At 68.5% G+C, this 17,022-nt stretch carries 17 protein-coding genes; 8 read left to right on the top strand and 9 right to left on the bottom strand.

Translation table 11 applies throughout. The annotated features are described in order from the left end of the window. Positions 1-168: 168 nt before the first annotated feature. Positions 169-1,005: an outer membrane protein gene (locus tag ACO2Q1_RS06015; RefSeq protein ID WP_423328634.1), complete on the bottom strand. Its 837-nt coding sequence runs from the start codon at positions 1,003-1,005 to the stop codon at positions 169-171. Positions 1,006-1,347: 342 nt separating this feature from the next. After that, complete coding sequence (locus ACO2Q1_RS06010; RefSeq protein WP_423328633.1) at positions 1,348-2,502, bottom strand: AI-2E family transporter; 1,155 nt, start codon at positions 2,500-2,502, stop codon at positions 1,348-1,350. Between the two features lie 126 nt (positions 2,503-2,628). On the opposite strand from ACO2Q1_RS06010, the gene ACO2Q1_RS06005 reads away from it, so the two are divergent. Both ACO2Q1_RS06005 and ACO2Q1_RS06000 read left to right on the top strand, forming a co-directional pair. Next, complete coding sequence (locus tag ACO2Q1_RS06005) at positions 2,629-4,173, top strand: helicase HerA-like domain-containing protein (protein ID WP_423328632.1); 1,545 nt, start codon at positions 2,629-2,631, stop codon at positions 4,171-4,173. Continuing rightward, positions 4,170-4,709, top strand: a complete 540-nt coding sequence (locus ACO2Q1_RS06000) for a GNAT family N-acetyltransferase (protein ID WP_423328631.1) — start codon at positions 4,170-4,172, stop codon at positions 4,707-4,709. The genes ACO2Q1_RS06005 and ACO2Q1_RS06000 overlap by 4 nt, the downstream gene beginning before the upstream one ends. 1,024 nt (positions 4,710-5,733) lie before the next feature. Here the strand turns inward: ACO2Q1_RS06000 and ACO2Q1_RS05995 are convergent. Together ACO2Q1_RS05995 and timA are read right to left on the bottom strand one after the other, a co-directional pair. After that, positions 5,734-6,900, bottom strand: a complete 1,167-nt coding sequence (locus ACO2Q1_RS05995) for an MltA domain-containing protein (RefSeq protein WP_423328630.1) — start codon at positions 6,898-6,900, stop codon at positions 5,734-5,736. Further along, positions 6,900-7,514 carry a TIM44-related membrane protein TimA gene (gene timA, locus ACO2Q1_RS05990; protein WP_423328767.1) on the bottom strand — a complete coding sequence of 205 codons (615 nt, stop codon included), beginning with the start codon at positions 7,512-7,514 and terminating at the stop codon, positions 6,900-6,902. The genes ACO2Q1_RS05995 and timA overlap by 1 nt, the downstream gene beginning before the upstream one ends. Positions 7,515-7,743: 229 nt before the next feature. Here timA and secB point away from each other — a divergent pair, with 229 nt between their 5' ends. Continuing rightward, positions 7,744-8,256 carry a protein-export chaperone SecB gene (gene secB, locus ACO2Q1_RS05985; RefSeq protein ID WP_423328629.1) on the top strand — a complete coding sequence of 171 codons (513 nt, stop codon included), beginning with the start codon at positions 7,744-7,746 and terminating at the stop codon, positions 8,254-8,256. A gap of 20 nt (positions 8,257-8,276) precedes the next feature. Here the strand turns inward: secB and dnaQ are convergent, their stop codons facing one another. Genes dnaQ through ACO2Q1_RS05960 form a run of 5 tightly spaced genes read right to left on the bottom strand, consistent with a single transcriptional unit; the run spans position 8,277 to position 11,945 of the window. Beyond that, positions 8,277-9,008: a DNA polymerase III subunit epsilon gene (gene dnaQ / locus ACO2Q1_RS05980; protein WP_423328628.1), complete on the bottom strand. Its 732-nt coding sequence runs from the start codon at positions 9,006-9,008 to the stop codon at positions 8,277-8,279. 6 nt (positions 9,009-9,014) lie between these two features. Beyond that, entirely contained in the window at positions 9,015-9,647 is a 633-nt protein-coding gene (coaE, locus tag ACO2Q1_RS05975; protein WP_423328627.1) for a dephospho-CoA kinase, read from the bottom strand. Then, complete coding sequence (locus ACO2Q1_RS05970; RefSeq protein ID WP_423328626.1) at positions 9,644-10,477, bottom strand: shikimate dehydrogenase family protein; 834 nt, start codon at positions 10,475-10,477, stop codon at positions 9,644-9,646. The genes coaE and ACO2Q1_RS05970 overlap by 4 nt, the downstream gene beginning before the upstream one ends. Beyond that, positions 10,474-11,079: a Maf family protein gene (locus tag ACO2Q1_RS05965; protein WP_423328625.1), complete on the bottom strand. Its 606-nt coding sequence runs from the start codon at positions 11,077-11,079 to the stop codon at positions 10,474-10,476. The genes ACO2Q1_RS05970 and ACO2Q1_RS05965 overlap by 4 nt, the downstream gene beginning before the upstream one ends. After that, positions 11,076-11,945 (bottom strand): pyruvate, water dikinase regulatory protein, encoded by an 870-nt coding sequence (locus ACO2Q1_RS05960; RefSeq protein ID WP_423328624.1) that lies wholly within the window; start codon positions 11,943-11,945, stop codon positions 11,076-11,078. Before ACO2Q1_RS05960 ends, ACO2Q1_RS05965 begins: the two co-directional genes overlap by 4 nt. A 529-nt stretch (positions 11,946-12,474) precedes the next feature. On the opposite strand from ACO2Q1_RS05960, the gene hemE reads away from it, so the two are divergent. The 5 genes from hemE (at position 12,475) to ACO2Q1_RS05935 (ending at position 16,947) form a co-directional block, all read left to right on the top strand. Then, on the top strand, positions 12,475-13,509 hold the full coding sequence (gene hemE, locus ACO2Q1_RS05955; protein ID WP_423328623.1) for a uroporphyrinogen decarboxylase: 1,035 nt from the start codon (positions 12,475-12,477) through the stop codon (positions 13,507-13,509). Then, a complete protein-coding gene (gene hemH, locus ACO2Q1_RS05950) occupies positions 13,506-14,561 on the top strand; it encodes a ferrochelatase (RefSeq protein ID WP_423328622.1) in 1,056 nt (351 codons plus the stop codon). The genes hemE and hemH overlap by 4 nt, the downstream gene beginning before the upstream one ends. Beyond that, positions 14,558-15,022 (top strand): CopD family protein, encoded by a 465-nt coding sequence (locus ACO2Q1_RS05945; RefSeq protein WP_423328621.1) that lies wholly within the window; start codon positions 14,558-14,560, stop codon positions 15,020-15,022. Before hemH ends, ACO2Q1_RS05945 begins: the two co-directional genes overlap by 4 nt. 207 nt (positions 15,023-15,229) lie before the next feature. After that, the gene (rho, locus tag ACO2Q1_RS05940) at positions 15,230-16,630 is read left to right on the top strand and encodes a transcription termination factor Rho (protein ID WP_423328620.1); all 1,401 of its coding nucleotides are present in this window, start codon (positions 15,230-15,232) and stop codon (positions 16,628-16,630) included. 80 nt (positions 16,631-16,710) lie between these two features. Then, on the top strand, positions 16,711-16,947 hold the full coding sequence (locus tag ACO2Q1_RS05935) for a DUF6489 family protein (RefSeq protein WP_423328619.1): 237 nt from the start codon (positions 16,711-16,713) through the stop codon (positions 16,945-16,947). The last annotated feature ends 75 nt before the right edge of the window (positions 16,948-17,022 follow it).

Raw genomic sequence — 17,022 nt, 5'->3', positions numbered from 1 at the left:
CGCAGCCGCTCGGGCCGCTGGATGCCGCCCCACACTAGGCCGTTACGACGCCGGATCAATCATGGGCTGAAGCATGTGCCCATCTTGCGCGGCGATCCCTCAACGCGCACGGCCGGACCCATGGGAATGGGCCCGGCCGGACTTATCATCATTAAGTCTGCTGACGGATCAGAAGCGGTAGCTCATGCCGATGTTCACCGCATGCATGCCGAACTTGGAGTTGCTGCGGACCATGTCGGTGCCGGTCGTGTTCGGCGCCAGCACGAAGGGGTTGTTCGCCGGCGCGGTCCCTTGCGCGACCCGGATCACATAGTCCCCGGCGTCGAGGGAGGTGTACAGATATTCGCCCGTCACGCTCAGGTTGGGCGCGAGCCGATATTCGATCCCCCCGCCCAGCTGATGGCCGTCCGCCTCGTCGTCATCGACCGAGGGGGTGAAGGTGTTGGCGCGGTTGGAGCTGAAGAAGCTGTTCTCCAGGCTGCCGCGCGCCACGCCGCCGGTGGCGTAGATCAGGGCCGGTCCCCAGGCGTAGCCGAGGCGGGCGCGCAGGGCCGCGACCGATTCCAGCTTGCGCACGAAGGTGTAGTTGGCCGGGGTGGTGCTGAAGCCGGTCGCCGCGTCGCTCTGGCTGCCCACGCCGTAATCGGCCACCACGCCGGCGACGATCGGGCCGAACTGCATGTCGTAACCGGCGCGGATCCCGCCGAAGGACCCGCCGGCGTCGTCCTGGCAGCCCTGGGGCTGGGAGTTGCCGTTGGCGCGGCCGCCGCAATAGCCGGGCGAGAAGGCGTCGGCGCCGGCCGCCGTGCTGACGGTGTCGCCATAGGCGCCGTCCAGGTTCCGGTCGAACTGCAGGCGCTCGTCCTCCTCGCCATTCTCCTGGGTGAAGCCGCCATAGACCCCGATATAGGGGCCGTTCCAGTCGCGGTCCTGGGCCTGGGCCGCCTGGGCGACCGGCAGGAGGAAAAGGGCGGTGGACGCGAGGGCGAGACGATGAAGGCGCATCGGAGGCTCCGGGTTTGACGAGCGGAAGGCTCGGGTGAGGGATCAGACCGACCCCAACGCCCCGGCTACGGAGATGGTCCCAGGCCAGATCACCGATCGCGGCCCTATGTCGCGCGCAGGAACCTTTTTCAGATCAAGGCGTTGGCCGCCGTATCTCGCCGCCGAGACCCTTGATTCGACATCTGAATCCGCCCCCTAAACGCAGACAGGGCCGCCGGAGCGATCCGACGGCCCTGCTTCAGCCGGCGCGGGAGGGGGGAAGGGCGCCGGCGCATGCGCCGCGGTCGGGAGGGGGAGAGGACCACGGCGTCTGACAGCTAGATGGGAGGGGATCTCAGAGGTTCAAGACCCCCCTGGCGACGCCTTGCCCCGGCCCCGACGTGGCGGAACGTCGCGGCTCTTTCCGGCGTCTTTCTCCGAGGTCGAATTCCGGGGCTCCGCATAGGGCTCGCCGTCGCCGGACAGCAGGATCGCCATCCAGCGCGAGCCCTTGAACTCCGCCAGTATGGCCATGGCCATCACCGCCAGCGGGGTGGACAGGAACATGCCGACCACCCCCCACATCTTGCCCCACAGGGCCAGCGACAGCAGCACCACCACCGGATCGATATTCTGGTTGTCGCCCTGCATGCGCGGCTGGATCAGATTGCCGACCACGAACAGGATGATCTGAAGGCCGATCAGCAGGATGGCCGCGGGCCAGTAGCTCTCGAACTGCACCAGGGCGAACAGCGGCGGCGCCAGGCCGGCGACCGCCCCGCCCAGAACCGGAATGAAGCCGACCACGAAGATGACGAAGGTCCAGAACTCCGCGTTCTGCAGGCCCACCGCCCGCATCAGGATCCAGGCGACGACGCAGATCATCGCCCCGGTGACGGTCTGGACCCACAGATAGCCCTCCACCCCGCCGCGCACCCTCTGGAACACCTCCAGCGCCTCGTCGCGTCCCTTGCGGTCCGGGAACATGGCCACGATCTTGCGCCGGAACCCGCTCTGGGAGGCGATCAGGAAGCCCAGATAGACCAGGACGAAGAAGGCCCCCGAGGCGATGCCCTGGGCCTGGACCGCCGCCGCCCCGATATAGCCGCGCACGTCCACGCCGTTCAGCAGATCCTGGGCCGTCGGCGGCGTCGTGATCCCGAACAGTCCGGCGACGTCGGCGATGATCTGGTCGATGCGCGGCCCGATGCTGGTCGAGACGCCGGACGCCTGGCCGAAGAAGCCCGCCGCGCCGTCGATGATAATGGCGATGGAGGCGAAGAAGCCCAGCACCACCAGCGCCAGGGCCGCCGCCCCCGCGAACCGACGGGGAAGGGGGGTCTTCTCCTCGATCCACCGCTTCACCCCGTCGATCATGATCAGCAGGAAGATGGCCATGGCCAGCGGCGTCAGGATGTCACGCAGCCAGTAAAGCGCCGCCCCCGTCGCCACCACCGCGAGGCAGACCAGGGCGTTGCGCGACACCGTCGAGGTGGGCAGGACGAAGGGCAGTTTCATGTCTCGCTTGTCCCGCCGCGCGATGACGCCGTCAATCGACAGTTGCGGGGGTTCGACGACGCCCGCTGTCGCCTCCGACGAGAAATCGCATTACACCGTGACGGTTCCTCCGCGAGACCCTGATCCATGCCTGACACCGCCCCCTCCGGACTTTTCGTCGGCCAGACCACCGACAGCGGCGCGCCCGTCGCCGAGGCCCTGCTGTTCGGCCGCGCCAACCGTCACGGGGTGATCGCGGGCGCGACCGGCACCGGCAAGACGGTGACGCTCCAGATCCTGGCCCAGGGCTTTTCCGACGCCGGCGTCCCGGTCTTCTGCGCCGACATCAAGGGCGACCTGTCGGGCGTCAGCCAACCGGGCTCTCCCAATGAGAAGATCCTGGCCCGCGCCGCCTCGATGAACCTGACGCTCCAGCCGCGCGGCGCACCGACCGTCTTCTGGGACCTTTACGGCCAGAAGGGCCACCCGATCCGCGCCACCGTCAGCGAGATCGGCCCCCTGCTGCTGGCCCGCATGCTGGACCTGAACGAGGTGCAGGAGGGCGTCCTCGCCATCGCCTTCCACGTCGCCGACAAGGAGGGCCTGCTGCTGCTGGACCTCGACGACCTGCGCTCGGTCCTGACCTATGTCGCCGAAAACGCCCAGCAAATCGGTCGCGAGGTCGGCAATGTCGCCCCGGCCTCCATCGCCTCGATCCAGCGCGCCCTGCTTCAGCTGGAGCAACAGGGCGGCGACGCCTTCCTCGGCGAACCGGCGCTTAGGCTGGAAGACCTGATCCGCACCGGTCTGGACGGCCGGGGTCAGGTCAATGTGCTGGATTCCACCCGGCTGATGAACAATCCGCGCCTCTACGGCGCCTTCCTGCTGTGGCTGATGTCCGAACTGTTCGAACAGCTGCCCGAGGTCGGCGACCCCGACAAACCGCGCCTGGTCTTCTTCTTCGACGAGGCCCATCTGCTGTTCAACGACGCCCCCAAGGCCCTGTTGCAGAAGATCGAACAGGTGGTCCGCCTGATCCGCTCCAAGGGCGTCGGCGTCTATTTCATCACCCAGAACCCGGCCGACATCCCCGACACCGTCCTGGCCCAGCTGGGCAACCGGGTGCAGCACGGCCTGCGCGCCTACACCCCGGCCGAACAGAAGGGTCTGAAGGCCGCCGCCCAGAGCTTCCGCGCCAATCCGGCCTTCGACACGGCCGAGGCCATCCAGGCCCTGGGCACCGGCGAGGCCGTCATCTCCCTGCTGGATGAAAAGGGCGCGCCGCGCGTCTGCGCCCGCACGATGATCCGGCCGCCGGATTCGCGCCTCGGCCCGGCCACCGATGCGGAACGGGCCGCCGTCATGGCCGCCAGCCCGGTGCGCGGCGTCTATGACACGACCGTCGACCGCGAAAGCGCCCACGAAATCCTCGAGGCGCGCCGCGCCGTGACCGAGAAGGCCGAATCCGACGCCGCGGCCGCCGCCGCACGCGAAAAGGCCGACGCCGCCGCCCGCAAACAGGCCGAAAAGGACGCCGTCGCCCGCGAACGCGCCGCCGCCCGCCCGGCCCCCCGCCGCTCGACGCGCCAGACCCCGGCCGAAGCCCTGACCAAATCGGTCCTCCGCACCGCCGGCACCACCCTCACCCGCGAACTCCTGCGCGGCATCCTGGGCGGTCTGAAACGGCGGTGACGCAGGTCTTCCCGGCCGGTTTCGACCCCTTGCCGACACTGGAGGGCGCACACGTCCGGCTGCGGCCGCTCTCGCCGGGCGATCGTGCGGCCCTGTTCGCCGTCGCCTCCGATCCCCTGATCTGGGAACAGCACCCGGCGCACGACCGCTGGAGGCCCGCGGTGTTCGACGCCTTCTTCGACGAGGCCCTGGCCGAAGGCGGGGGGCTGGCGATCGAAGATCCCGCCACGGGCGCGGTCATCGGTTCGTCCCGCTATTCGACCCGACGCGCCGGGCCGGATGAGGTGGAGATCGGCTGGACTTTCCTGGCCCGCACATATTGGGGCGGGGGCCGCAACCCCGAGATGAAGCGGCTCATGCTGAACCATGCCTTCACCGCCTTCGATGCGGCGATATTCAGGGTCGGGGCGGACAACCGCCGCTCGCGCCTCGCCCTGGAACGGATCGGCGCCGTACTCACCGACCGCCGCGACCTAGCCGTCTTGGGCGACCGGCCAGTGGAACATGTCGTCTACCTGATCAGGCGCGAGGACTGAGACCCGGTCGATGACGAAGCTGCTCCCCTTCGCCTCACCCTTGAGCGCCAGGACGACGCTGCGCCGCCGTGCGCTCAATCCCCCTCTCCCAACCGGGACGGGTCGCCACTTCCTTCCTTCTCCCGGTTGGGAGAAGGTGGCCCGCAGGGCCGGATGAGGGGACGGTTTGGAGTTCGGCGCAAGCCGTCGCACCGCCAGTGATGCGGCTTCGCCGACCCCGCCGTCCGTCCCCTCACCCTTGAGCGCCAGGACGACGGCTCCGCCGCCGTGCGCTCAATCCCTCTCCCAACCGGGAGAGGGAGAGGTCTGGCAGGGGGCGGTCGTCCGTCACATTTCGCCACCCCCGACCGCTGATTTCCCTCACCTTTCCCCGAAACCTGCAGCCCTCTTCCGGGCGCAGGTGAAACCTCCGCCATAATACCCCCGCTTCACCGTACGGGAGGGCCGTCGGCCGGCGACCTGCGGGCGGTGGAGGCGAGACAGCGGGGGCGGGGTCTGTTCACACGGGCCTCGCCGCCTCGACCGCGGAGGGGAACCTTTTCGGAGCCGAGGCTGGGTCGGGGTTGAAATCCCGACCGTTCCGGGGATCGGCCGCGCCGGCCGACCCGCCCGCCGGGGGGCTATTCGACGCCGGCGCCAATCAGCGCCCCCCGTCGCTCCTCCCGTCCAGGCCTCGCGCGGAGCGACCAGACCTTGTCGAACGCGGTAATACCCCAATCCACAGACCGGGCGAGGCCCGGCGCTCCGCCCCTCCCGCACCCTTCAGGCCCAAGCCGGGAAGCCGACGACGCATGCCTTCTCCTCCCCCTTCTGGGGGAGGGGGACCGCCGAAGGCGGTGGAGGGGGAAACTCACACCCAATCCTCCAAATCCCGTCACCCTCGGGCTTGTCCCGAGGGCCCATGCCGGACGCCGCACGAGCTGTTGCGATGACGTGCGTCCCCGATCCAACGTCCGAACGCGCTGACGCATGGGTCCTCGGGACAAGCCCGAGGATGAGACAAACAAGGGGCGTAACCGCCCGCTCAGCCCTTCGGGACCAGCCGCCACATCCGCAACGGATGCCGGACCGATCCGGCCTCGGCTCCGGCCGCCGCGCCCCGGCCCATGTAGAAATCGGCCCGGACCGCCCCCCGGATCGCCGACCCGGTGTCCAGCGCCACCACCAGGCCCTGATAGCGGTTGTGCCCGCCGGGCAGGTTTCCGGCGTCGGCCTCGATCCAGACCAGGTCGCCATAGGTCCAGTGCGACGGATCGACGGCGATGGCGCGGCGCGGGGGCAGGGGGACGCCGGCCGCCCCGGCCGGATGGCCGCCGTCGTCGGGATCCAGGGTGAAGAAGATGTAGCGGGGATTCAGCGCCATCACCGCCCGCGCCTCGGGGCCCCGATGCGCCGCCAGCCAGGCGCTGATCGCCTCGCCCGACGTCCCGTTGGCCGGCAGCAGGCCGCGTTCGGCCATGGGGCGGGCGATGCCCGTGAACGGACGCCCGTTGTCTGCGGCATAGGCGGCCCGCGCGGTCCCGCCGTCGGGAAAGGTCAGATAGCCGGAGCCTTGAATCTGCAGAAAGAACAGGTCTTCCGCCCGCATCCAGGCCAGGGGCCCATAGGTCTCTGGCGTCGCCGCCGCCTGGGCCTCGATCGCGGCCCGATCCGCATAGGGGCCGGTAGTCCCGTCCGCGCGATGCTGCACCACCGCCGTCCCGCGACGCTCCAGGTCGCGCGGCCGGGGCAGGACCGGGCTGTCGAACTCGGCGTCCGGCGTCCGGCGCGCCGCATATTCGGGCGCGAAATAGGCCGTCATCAGTCCGGGGCCGCCGTCGGCCGTGCGGGCCGGAACCACCGCGAACCCGTCTTCGAAGAAGGCGCGCGCCAGGGCCGGCGTCACCGGCCGCGAGGTCTGCTGCAACAGGCGGGCGCGGTCGCACTGGGCTCGTGCGGCCGCGTCACGGGCCACGCCGCATCCGGCCAGCCAGGCCTCGAAGGCGGCGACATGGTCCTCGGCCGCCCAGCCCGGCAGACGGGCCGGGCTGTCGGCTGCGACGGGTCCGGGTTCGACCGGGCCGGGTCCGGCTGGAAGGGCAGGTTCGATCCCTGGCCCGACCGGGGACGGGGTTTGCGGCGTGGCGCAGGCGGCCAACGCCAGCGCCGCCCCGGCCAGAACACCGGCGAGGCGGCTGTGGCGACCGGACATCAGGCCGACGCGGCCTCGACCCGGGCCAGGACCCAGTTGGGGTCGGCGGCGCCGAGGGTGCGCTCGAAGGTCCAGTTCTCGGCGGTGCGGCGCTCCTCGATACGCGGTTCGGCGTCCTCCGCCGCGTCGACGGGCAGGATGCGGCTGCGGATCTCGGCCAGGAAACGCACCCGGGCCACGGCGCGCTCGCCCTCGGCCGTCGCGCTTTCCAGATCGGCGCGCGGCGCATGAAGGAATTCGACCTGCTCGGTCTCGCCCCGCGCTTCGCGCGCCGCCATCCCGGCCTCGAACGAAGTCATGACGGCGGGCGCCAGCAGCGGCGTCAGCGCGGCCCGGTCGCCGCCGGCGTAGCCGCGCACGATCGTCTCATAGGCTTGACGCGCCCCGTCCAGGAACTTGACCGGATCGAAGGCCGGATCGCGGGCCCGCAGCGAGGCGATGGCCGCCAGGATCGACGGATCGAGCGGCGGACGCTGGGCCGCGGCCTCGGCCGTCGGGGGCAGGGCGCGGGCGTCTTCCTGCGGCTGACGGCCGACCCGTTTGCCGAGGACATTATAGAGCTGAAACAGGACCAGAGCGGCGATGACCGCGAAGAAGATGATCTGGAACGACATCGGGATGGGCAAGACGGGTCCTGAGGGAAGGGCGCGAAGGCGGGGGCGAAGGCAGCGCCCGAACCGGGCCGCTGCGAGGATTAGGCGTGGATATAGGGCAAGACAAGCCGCCGCGCATGCCCGGAGGGGGCGCGCCGTTGCCGCAGGACGGCGGGCATGCTAGTCGCCGCGCCTTCGTTCCGGGGCCGAGGGCTCCGCTTCGTCCCTCCTTTCGACGCGACCGTATCCCATGACCGACGCCCCCCTGACCCCGACCGACGACGCCGGCGTTCCGCCCCAGGACCCCAACGCTCCGGGCGGCTTCCGCATCCTGACGCAATACGTCCGCGACCTGTCGTTCGAGAATCCCCGCGCGCCGGAAAGCCTGCGCGTCGAGGGCAAGCCGGCCATCGACATGAACGTCGAGCTGAACGCCAAGGGGCGCCCCGACGGCCTGTTCGAGGTGGACCTGCGCCTGTCGGTCAAGGCCTCGGTCGAGGACCAGGCGGTGTTTCATGTCGAACTGGTCTACGGCGGCCTGTTCCAGCTGTTCAACGTCCAGCCCCAGGACATCGAGCCCCTGCTGCTGATCGAATGCCCGCGCTTCCTCTTCCCGTTCGCGCGCGAGATCATCACCCGCGCCACGGCGGACGGCGGCTTCTACCCGCCCTTCATGCCCGAGCCGATCGACTTCGCCGGCATCTATATCGCGCGCCAGTCCCAGATGGCCGCCAACGCCGACGCCCAGCCCGGCCAGGCCTGAGATTTCAGGAGACGCCGGTCTCAGGCCGGCGTCGTTTCGCCTTCGACGTCCAGCCCATAGGCCGCCCACAGCGACCGGTCCTTCAGCGTGGCCTGAAGGAAGGCGAGGTGGCGCGCCTGCTCCTCGGGCGTCGAACGCGGCGCCAGGGGGCGCGGCCGAGCCGCCCTCAGGATCTGCGCGGCGCCCGTCTGGCCTGCCCCGGCGACGGCGCGCCCCACCGACAGGTCCAGCACCCGCTCCTTGCCGCCCTTGAGCTGCAGATAGACCTCGGCCAGCAGGCGGGCGTCGATCAGCGCCCCGTGCAGGGTCCGCTCCACCAGGCTGATCTTGAACCGCTTGCACAGGGCGTCGAGCGAATTGGCCATGCCCGGGAACCGCTTCTGGGCCAGGGCCAGGGTGTCGATCCAGCGGTCAGCGGGCATCAGAGTCCGGCCGCACAGGGCGTATTCGGCGTCGATGAAGTTGCGGTCGAAGGCCGCGTTGTGCGCGATCACCGGCGCATCCCCGATGAATTCCATCAGGTCCCCGACGATCTCGTGAAAGCGCGGGGCGTCCTTGACCTTGTCGTCGGTGATCCCGTGCACCTTGATGGCGCCCTCGGGGATCAACCGGTCGGGATTGACCAGCCGGTGAAAGGTGCGCCCCGTCGGCAGCAGATCGTCGATCTCGATACAGCCGACCTCGATCAGCCGGTCGCCGGTCTTGGGATCAAACCCCGTGGTCTCGGTGTCCAGAACGATCTCGCGCGCCATGACGCCTTAATGGGGCGGTTCGTCCGGCTTCGGAAGAGGCCGCCCCCAGTCCGGCGACAGGACGGTGTGGACGATCCGTCGCACCTGGGCGCGGGCGGCCTCCAGACCTCCTCCTGTGTCGATGATGAAATGGGCCCGGCGGCGCTTTTCGGCGTCCGGCGTCTGGCGCGCCAGGATGGCCTCGAACCGTTCCCGCGTCATGCCCGGCCGGGCCAGGACCCGATCCGCCTGGACCTCCGGATCGGCGGTCACCACAACGACCGCATCCACGGCCCGGTCGCCGCCGGTCTCGAAAAGCAGGGGAATGTCCAGCACCGCGAGCGCGACCCCCCGTCGCCGGGCGGCCTCCAGATCGTCGAGCCGTCCCGCCGCGACCAGGGGGTGGACGATCGTCTCCAGCCGTCGGAACGCCGTCTCGTCACGGCCGAGCGCCTCCGCCAGCCGACTGCGATCGACCGCGCCGTCGACGACCACGCCGGGAAAGGCCTCGCCGATCGGCGCGACCGCGGCGCCGCCCTCGGCGTAGAGCTCATGCACCGCCTGATCCGCATTCCAGATCACCGCGCCCTCGTCGGCGAACATTCGGGCGGTGGTCGACTTGCCCATCCCGATCGATCCGGTCAGGCCCAGAACGATCATCCCGCCTCTCCGAGACGCCGCAGACACAGGGGGCGGACATCCAGATCCGGCGCCGGAACGCCGAAAATGGCCGCGAACGACGGTCCGGCCTGCCCGATCAGCATGCTGAGCCCGTCAACCGCCGTCAGGCCGCGCGCCCGCGCCGCCGCCAGCAGCGGCGTGGTCAGGGGGCGATAGGTCATGTCCATGACGGTCGCGCCCGCCTCCAGCGTGGCGACATCCAGATCGGGCGGCGCGCTCAGGGCGTTGACCAGCAGGGTCGCCCCCCGCAGTGCCGCCTCACGATCCGTCCAGGCGGAGACGCCGCCTCCGATCTCTTCCGCGAGGGCGACCGCACGGTCGTGGGTGCGATTGACGATCCGGACCTCGGCGCCGGCTCCGGCCAGGGCGGCCGCTGCGGCGCGGGCCGCGCCCCCGGCGCCCAGCAGCACCACGGGCCGTCCCGCCAGCTCCAGCTTCGGGGCCTGCTCGTCCAGCCCGCGCAGCAGGCCGACGCCGTCAGTGCTGTCCGCCGACAGCCGTCCCTCGCTGAAGACCAGCAGGTTCGCCGACCCCGAGGCGCGGGCGGTCGGGCTGGCCTCGTCGGCCAGCTGGTACGCCAGTTCCTTGAACGGCGCCGTGACGTTCAACCCCGCCAGACAGCCGGCCCGGCCGGCGTCGATCAGGGCGCGGAAACCGTCATCGTCCGCCGGGGCGAAGGCGACATATGCGGCGTCGAGGCCCAGGGCCTCGATCCAGGCGTTGTGGATGACCGGGCTGAGCGAGTGGCCGATCGGCCGACCGACGACGGCGCCGACGCGAACCGAGCCGGTGATGCGGGCCTGGGTCATGATTCGATCACTCCGACCCGGCGCAGTTCGTCCAGCACCGGCCACAATGGCAATCCGAGGACCGTGAAATAGTCTCCATCGATACGCCCAAACAGCTGAGATCCCAGGCCTTCCAGGCGATAGGACCCCACCACCGTCAGCAGAACCTCTCCCTCGGCCTCCAGATACCGGTCGAGGAAGGCGTCCGAAAACGCCCGCATCCGCATGTGGGCCGTCTCGACGCCGCTCCAGGCGACGGCCCCGTCACGCGCCAGGGCCAGGCCGGAGTGCAGCTCGTGCGGCCTGCCGCGCATCTGACTGAGACGCGCACGCGCGGCCTCCAGACTGCGGGCCTTGGAAATCAGGCCCCCGTCGAAGGCGAGGGTCTGATCGGCGCCCAGGACCCAGGCGTCAGGATGGCGTCGCGAGACCGCCAGGGCCTTGGCGCGCGCCAGTTCCTCGGCCAGTTCGGCGGGCGCCAGATGGCCGGACGCGGCCTTGACGGCGTCCTCGTCCACACCGGCGTCTTCGGCGATGAACGGCACGCCGGCCTGAGTCAGCAGTTCGCGGCGCGCGGCGCTGCGCGAGGCGAGGATCAGCCGGGCTTCGGATCTGTCGGTCACCAGGTCGATCCCAGGCGATGAGTGCGGCGTTCGCTGAGGAGATTTGTGATGGCGGCGGCCGTTTCCTCGACCGACCGCCGGGTGACGTCGATGATCGGCCAGCCCCGACGCTCGAAGGCGCGCCGCGCCTTGACCGTCTCTTCGCGAACGCGATCCAGATCGACGTAGTCCGACGTATGATCCGCATTCAGCCCATCCAGCCGGTTGCGCCGGATCTGGATCAGCCGGTCCGGCGACACGGTCAGACCGATCACCAGCGGATTCTTCAGGGCGGTCAGACGCTCGCCGTCCTCCTGTCCCGGCACCAGCGGCACATTCGCGGCGCGTATGCCCCGATGGGCCAGATAGATGCAGGTCGGCGTCTTGGACGTGCGGCTGACGCCGCACAGGACGACGTCCGCGCCTTCCAGTTGCTCCAGGCCGCCTTGCCCGTCGTCATGGGCCATGGCGAAATCCAGCGCGCTGATCCGATTGAAATAGTCATGGTCCAGCGCGTGCTGGGCGCCGACCCGAGTGGACAACGCGGCGCCGAGATAGCGCGACAGGGCGCCGACGAGGGGATCCAGGGCGCCGATCTGAGGCATGTCCAGACGGCGACAACCCTCTTCGAGCTGCATTCTGAGATCGCGGTCCACCAGGGTGTGCAGCACCACCCCCGGCGCTGTCTCCACCTCGGCCAGCACCCTTTCCATCTGTCGCTCGGACCGGATCAACGAATAGATGTGCTCGATCGGGATGACCCCGTCGAAGCGAGCGGTCACCGCCTTGGCCATGGCGTTGAGCGTCTCGCCGGTCGAATCCGAAACCAGATGCACATGGAAATAGGTCGCCAGACGAGGCTGGCCGGCGCTGCGGGCCGGGCTCATGCGTCGGCTCCAATCGGCAAGGCGCTCACGACGGCGGGGGACATATGCATCTAATCCTGTGGACCGGCCTGGGAACGAGACGAATGCGATGCGGGGAAGAAGCTCCGGATCGTCGCCTTGTCTCCGGTATAGCCGGGGCTCTCTCATGGTGCGAGCGGGGACACGACGGCGCCGTTCGGCATTCGGTGCCACAGCGGTCCCCAGCCTCCGGGGCGGCCGCCCGGCCCCTGGGGAAATGCCTAACAAACCGTAAACGGCGCCCAGGCGTCCCGGCCGCGCCGGATCCCGTATTCCAGGCGTTTTAACCCTTCATTAAGGATTTTCCCCAGTTTCGACAGCCTCGGATCCGGATGGGAAAAAGGCGTCTCCCTCGCTGGAAAGTCTGGTTTCGTTCCGGGCGCCGTGGGCGGCCTGTCCCCGCCGCCCACGGCCCTGCTTCCTCTTCAATCCCTTTTTTCAAATTTGATTGGGAAGGGAGGGAAAGACCGGACACTTGAGCGGATGGCCCGGGGGTCCTAGAGGCTAGGCGATGACGACTTCCCTGTTCCTCGACGCCCTGGCCGGACAACGCACGGAGCGGCCTCCGGTCTGGTTCATGCGTCAGGCCGGGAGGTATCTGCCGGAGTATCGGGCCCTTCGAGCCCAGGCGCCGGACTTCGTCTCGTTCTGCCTCAATCCGGAGATGGCCGCCGAGGCGACCTTGCAGCCCTTGCGGCGTTTCGGTTTTGACGCCGCGATCGTCTTCGCCGACATCCTGCTCATTCCGCAGGCCCTCGGTCAGGAGGTCAGGTTCGAGGCGGGGGAGGGGCCTCGGCTGGGCCTGATGCCGCCCGTCGAAGCCATGCGCGAACGCGTCACCTCCGCCGGGGAAGAACTGAAGTCCGTCGGGCGCACCCTGACCCTCGTTCGGGAGGCGATGCCCCAGAATCTCGCCCTGATCGGTTTCGCCGGCGCGCCCTGGACGGTGGCGTCCTACATGCTGGACGGAGGGCTGCACACGATCGGAAAGGGAGAGCGGGCGGCGGCGAGAAGTTACGCCTATGCGGATCCCGATGGTGTTGACGCCGTCCTGGACGTCCTCGTCGAGGCGACTGCCCACTATCTGAAGATGCAGGCCGACAGCGGCGCCCAGGCGCTGAAGATTTTCGAGAGCTGGGCCGAGGGTCTGCCTGACGATCTCTTTGAACGACTGGTGATGCGCCCTCATCGCAGTCTGGTCCGGCGGCTGGGTGAACTTGGCGTGACCACGCCGCTCATCGGCTTCCCCCGAGGCTCGGCCGCCCACGCCGTCCGCTACGCTCGCGACGTCGACGTTCAGGCCGTGGCCCTGGACACGGCCTGTCCTCTCGAGGTCGGCCGACAGGTTCAGGCCGTCAAACCCATCCAAGGCGCCCTCGACCCCTTGCTGCTGCGGGCCGGCGGCGCCGCGTTGGATCGTCGTGTCGATGAGTTGAGGGCCGCATGGGGCGATGGACCGTGGATATTCAACCTCGGTCACGGCATTCTCCCGGATGTGCCGATCGCTCATGTCGAACAGGTCCTGAAGCGGATCGGGGCGCAATGACAGCCGGTCGCCGCATCGCCGTCGTTCTGGCCAATCTCGGCGGACCGGACGGTCCTGAGGCGGTCGAGCCCTTCCTGTTCAACCTCTTCAATGACCCGGCGATCATCGGCCTGCCCGGGCTGATCCGCACGCCGCTGGCCCGCCTGATCTCGTCACGCCGACGCGCATCGGCCCAGGCGAACTATGACCTCATGGGCGGCGGATCGCCGCTTCTGCCCGAGACCCGCAAACAGGCGGAGGCGCTGCAGACTCTCTTGCGAGATCGGCGGCCGACGGATGACGTGCGTGTGTTCGTGGCCATGCGCTACTGGCGCCCGCTGACCGATGAGACGGCGCGCGACGTCGAGGCCTTCGGTCCCGACGACGTGATTTTCCTGCCGCTCTATCCGCAGTTTTCGACCACGACGACGGCTTCGTCGCTCAAGGCCTGGAAGGCCGCCTATCGGGGGTCAGGCGCACTGCATGTCGCCTGCTGCTGGCCGGACGCCTCAGGCTGGATCGAGGCGCAGGCCGAGCAGATATCCGATGCGTTGAAACAGGCCGGGGATGCTCCGATGCGGGTGCTCTTCTCGGCTCACGGCATTCCTGAGAAGCTGGTGCGCGCCGGCGATCCTTACCAGGCCCAGGTCGAGGCTACGGTCCAGGCGATCGTTGATCGTCTCGGTCTGGTCGATTGGCAGATCTGCTATCAGAGCCGCGTCGGTCCCTTGAAATGGCTTGGGCCGTCGACGCCGGACGCTATCCGGATGGCGGCGGGCGACCGCGTGGGCGTTGTCGTCGCGCCGGTCGCCTTCGTGTCCGAGCATATCGAGACCCTGGTTGAACTTGATATCGAATATCGCCATCTGGCCGACGAACTGAACTGCTCGCCCTATCTTCGGGCGCCGGCGGTCGGCACGGCGCCTGCCTTCATATCGGAACTGGCGGACGTCGCCCTCAGAACGCTCGAGGCGCCAGGCGTCGCGCCGCAAGGACCGGCTGGGGGCGCCCGCTGCGCCGGCTTCAAGGCCTGCCCCTCGGGCTGCGGACGTCGCAAGGAGATCGCGGCATGACCTACGACCTGGTGCGCGGTTTGCACATTCTGGCGGTGATCGCCTGGATGGCCGGCATGCTGTTCCTGCCCCGACTGTACGCCTACGACGCCGAACAGAACGCAAAGGCCGAGCCGCTGCGGACCGAGATGCAGTCGCTTCTCAGGCTCTGGCAGACCCGGCTGCTGCGCATCATCGTCAATCCCTCCATGATCCTGGCCTTCGTCTTCGGTGTCTGGCTGCTGTGGCTGCGCAGTGGGGAAGGCGCCGACTGGACCTTCGCGCACCAGCCCTGGATGGTGGCTAAACTCGTTGGCGTGCTTCTGCTCGGCGGCTGGCACGGCTTCCTGGCGGGCCAGCGCAAGAAGATACAGGCCGGAACCTCAAGATACTCAGGCCGCTTCTGGCGGATGACCAACGAGATTCCGTTCGTCATCGCCATCGTCATGGTCCTTTCGGTCACGACCGAGTGGGGCGCCTGATCGCCGCGGCGCTTGACCTGAAGCGCGACGCATGGTTTCCGTGGCCGCGAGCCGTTCCGAATGTGGGGCGGTCCCCCTCTCTTGCGACGCCCGCCGGTTCGACCCGCGAGGACCGTCGCCCTCCCTGCCGGCCTTTGGGCCAAGTTTCCTGAACTTTCCCGTCCGCCTGACGATCCCGTCCGGCGGCGATGACGCTGATCGAACGCCATGACCGATACCCCCGACACTGACGCCTCCGAGATCGAACCCGCCGAAGAGGCTGTCGAGATGGACGCCGCCGATCTGCCCATGGTCGATCAGGAGGCTGAGAACGAGGAGGATGACGGCGAGCCCGTGGTTCCGTCCGGCCGCATCACCCTGCAGGAACTGAACGACAAGACGCCCGCCGACCTGGTCGCCTTCGCCGAGCAGCTCGAGATCGAGAACGCCGGCAACCTGCGCAAACAGGATCTGCTGTTCGCCATCCTCAAGGCGCTCGCCGACGAGGAGGTGGAGATCATCGCCTCCGGGGTTCTGGAAATCCTGCCGGACGGCTTCGGCTTCCTGCGTTCGCCGGACGCCAACTATCTTCCGGGCCCGGACGATATCTATGTCTCGCCGTCGCAGATTCGACGCTTCGGTCTGCGCAACGGCGACACCGTCCACGGCGCCGTGCGCGGTCCCCGGGAGGGTGAGCGTTACTTCGCCCTGCTCAAGGTCGATACGATCAATTTCGAAGACCCCGAGACGGTCTCGACCAAGGTTCTGTTCGACAACCTGACGCCCCTCTACCCGGAAGAGCGGCTTCACATGGAAATCCAGGATCCGACGCTGAAGGACCGCTCGGGGCGGGTGATCGACATCGTCGCTCCGCTCGGCAAGGGCCAGCGTTGCCTGATCGTCGCCCCGCCGCGCGTCGGCAAGACGGTGATGCTGCAGAACATCGCCAAGTCGATCGAGGCCAATCATCCCGAAGTCTTCCTGATCGTCCTGCTGATCGACGAACGGCCTGAAGAAGTCACCGACATGCAGCGCACCGTGCGCGGCGAGGTGGTGGCCTCGACGTTCGATGAGCCGGCCAGCCGTCACGTCGCCGTCGCGGAGATGGTGATCGAAAAGGCCAAACGCCTGGTCGAGCACAAGCGTGACGTGGTGATCCTGCTGGACTCGATCACTCGCCTGGGTCGCGCCTACAACGCCACTGTGCCCTCGTCGGGCAAGGTCCTGACCGGCGGCGTGGACGCCAACGCTCTGCAACGTCCCAAACGCTTCTTCGGCGCTGCGCGCAATGTGGAGCAGGGCGGCTCCCTGACCATCATCGCCACCGCCCTGATCGATACCGGCAGCCGCATGGACGAAGTGATCTTCGAAGAGTTCAAGGGAACCGGCAACTCGGAAATCGTTTTGGATCGCAAGGTCGCCGACAAGCGCATCTTCCCTGCCATCGACGTGCTGAAGTCGGGTACGCGGAAGGAAGATCTCATCACGCCGAAGGACCAGTTGGCCAAGACCTATGTCCTGCGCCGTATCCTCAACCCGATGGGGCCGCAGGACGCCATCGAATTCCTGCTCGACAAGCTGCGTCAGTCGAAGAACAACTCTGACTTCTTCCAATCCATGAACACCTGATCGGTGAACCGGGTCGTACCAGGCGTGTTTCACGTGAAACCTCGGTAAGACCACGGAATTTCGAACGGAGGCGGCCGGCCATGAAGATGAATATCGAGATCGACTGCACCCCGGCCGAGGCCCGCGCCTTCCTCGGCCTGCCGGACGTGTCCGGCCTCAACGACCACCTGGTCGAGGAGATGAAGAAGCGCATGGACGCCAACGTCTCGGCCATGCAGCCGGAGGAGTTGATGAAATCCTGGACCAGCTTCGGCCTCTCGGCCCAGGATCAGTTCCGACGCCTGATGGAAGCGGCCGTGACGACGACCAAGCCGTGATGACCTCTCCTCCCCATGTAATGGGGAGGGGGACCGCGAAGCGGTGGAGGGGTTGTTTCCACCGTAAGAACCGCT

Origin of the sequence: Brevundimonas sp. VNH65 (genome assembly GCF_049445955.1) — a bacterium.
Classification (GTDB): domain Bacteria; phylum Pseudomonadota; class Alphaproteobacteria; order Caulobacterales; family Caulobacteraceae; genus Brevundimonas.
Note: the sequence above shows the minus strand (reverse complement) of the source record. Positions and strands in the feature narration are given on the sequence as shown.

Coding starts and splice junctions, on each gene's coding strand:
- ACO2Q1_RS06015 (WP_423328634.1), bottom strand. CDS start 1,005: ATGCGCCTTCATCGTCTCGCCCTCGCGTCCACCGCCCTTTTCCTCCTG.
- ACO2Q1_RS06010 (WP_423328633.1), bottom strand. CDS start 2,502: ATGAAACTGCCCTTCGTCCTGCCCACCTCGACGGTGTCGCGCAACGCC.
- ACO2Q1_RS06005 (WP_423328632.1), top strand. CDS start 2,629: ATGCCTGACACCGCCCCCTCCGGACTTTTCGTCGGCCAGACCACCGAC.
- ACO2Q1_RS05995 (WP_423328630.1), bottom strand. CDS start 6,900: ATGTCCGGTCGCCACAGCCGCCTCGCCGGTGTTCTGGCCGGGGCGGCG.
- timA (WP_423328767.1), bottom strand. CDS start 7,514: ATGTCGTTCCAGATCATCTTCTTCGCGGTCATCGCCGCTCTGGTCCTG.
- secB (WP_423328629.1), top strand. CDS start 7,744: ATGACCGACGCCCCCCTGACCCCGACCGACGACGCCGGCGTTCCGCCC.
- dnaQ (WP_423328628.1), bottom strand. CDS start 9,008: ATGGCGCGCGAGATCGTTCTGGACACCGAGACCACGGGGTTTGATCCC.
- coaE (WP_423328627.1), bottom strand. CDS start 9,647: ATGATCGTTCTGGGCCTGACCGGATCGATCGGGATGGGCAAGTCGACC.
- ACO2Q1_RS05970 (WP_423328626.1), bottom strand. CDS start 10,477: ATGACCCAGGCCCGCATCACCGGCTCGGTTCGCGTCGGCGCCGTCGTC.
- ACO2Q1_RS05960 (WP_423328624.1), bottom strand. CDS start 11,945: ATGAGCCCGGCCCGCAGCGCCGGCCAGCCTCGTCTGGCGACCTATTTC.
- hemE (WP_423328623.1), top strand. CDS start 12,475: ATGACGACTTCCCTGTTCCTCGACGCCCTGGCCGGACAACGCACGGAG.
- hemH (WP_423328622.1), top strand. CDS start 13,506: ATGACAGCCGGTCGCCGCATCGCCGTCGTTCTGGCCAATCTCGGCGGA.
- ACO2Q1_RS05945 (WP_423328621.1), top strand. CDS start 14,558: ATGACCTACGACCTGGTGCGCGGTTTGCACATTCTGGCGGTGATCGCC.
- rho (WP_423328620.1), top strand. CDS start 15,230: ATGACCGATACCCCCGACACTGACGCCTCCGAGATCGAACCCGCCGAA.
- ACO2Q1_RS05935 (WP_423328619.1), top strand. CDS start 16,711: ATGAAGATGAATATCGAGATCGACTGCACCCCGGCCGAGGCCCGCGCC.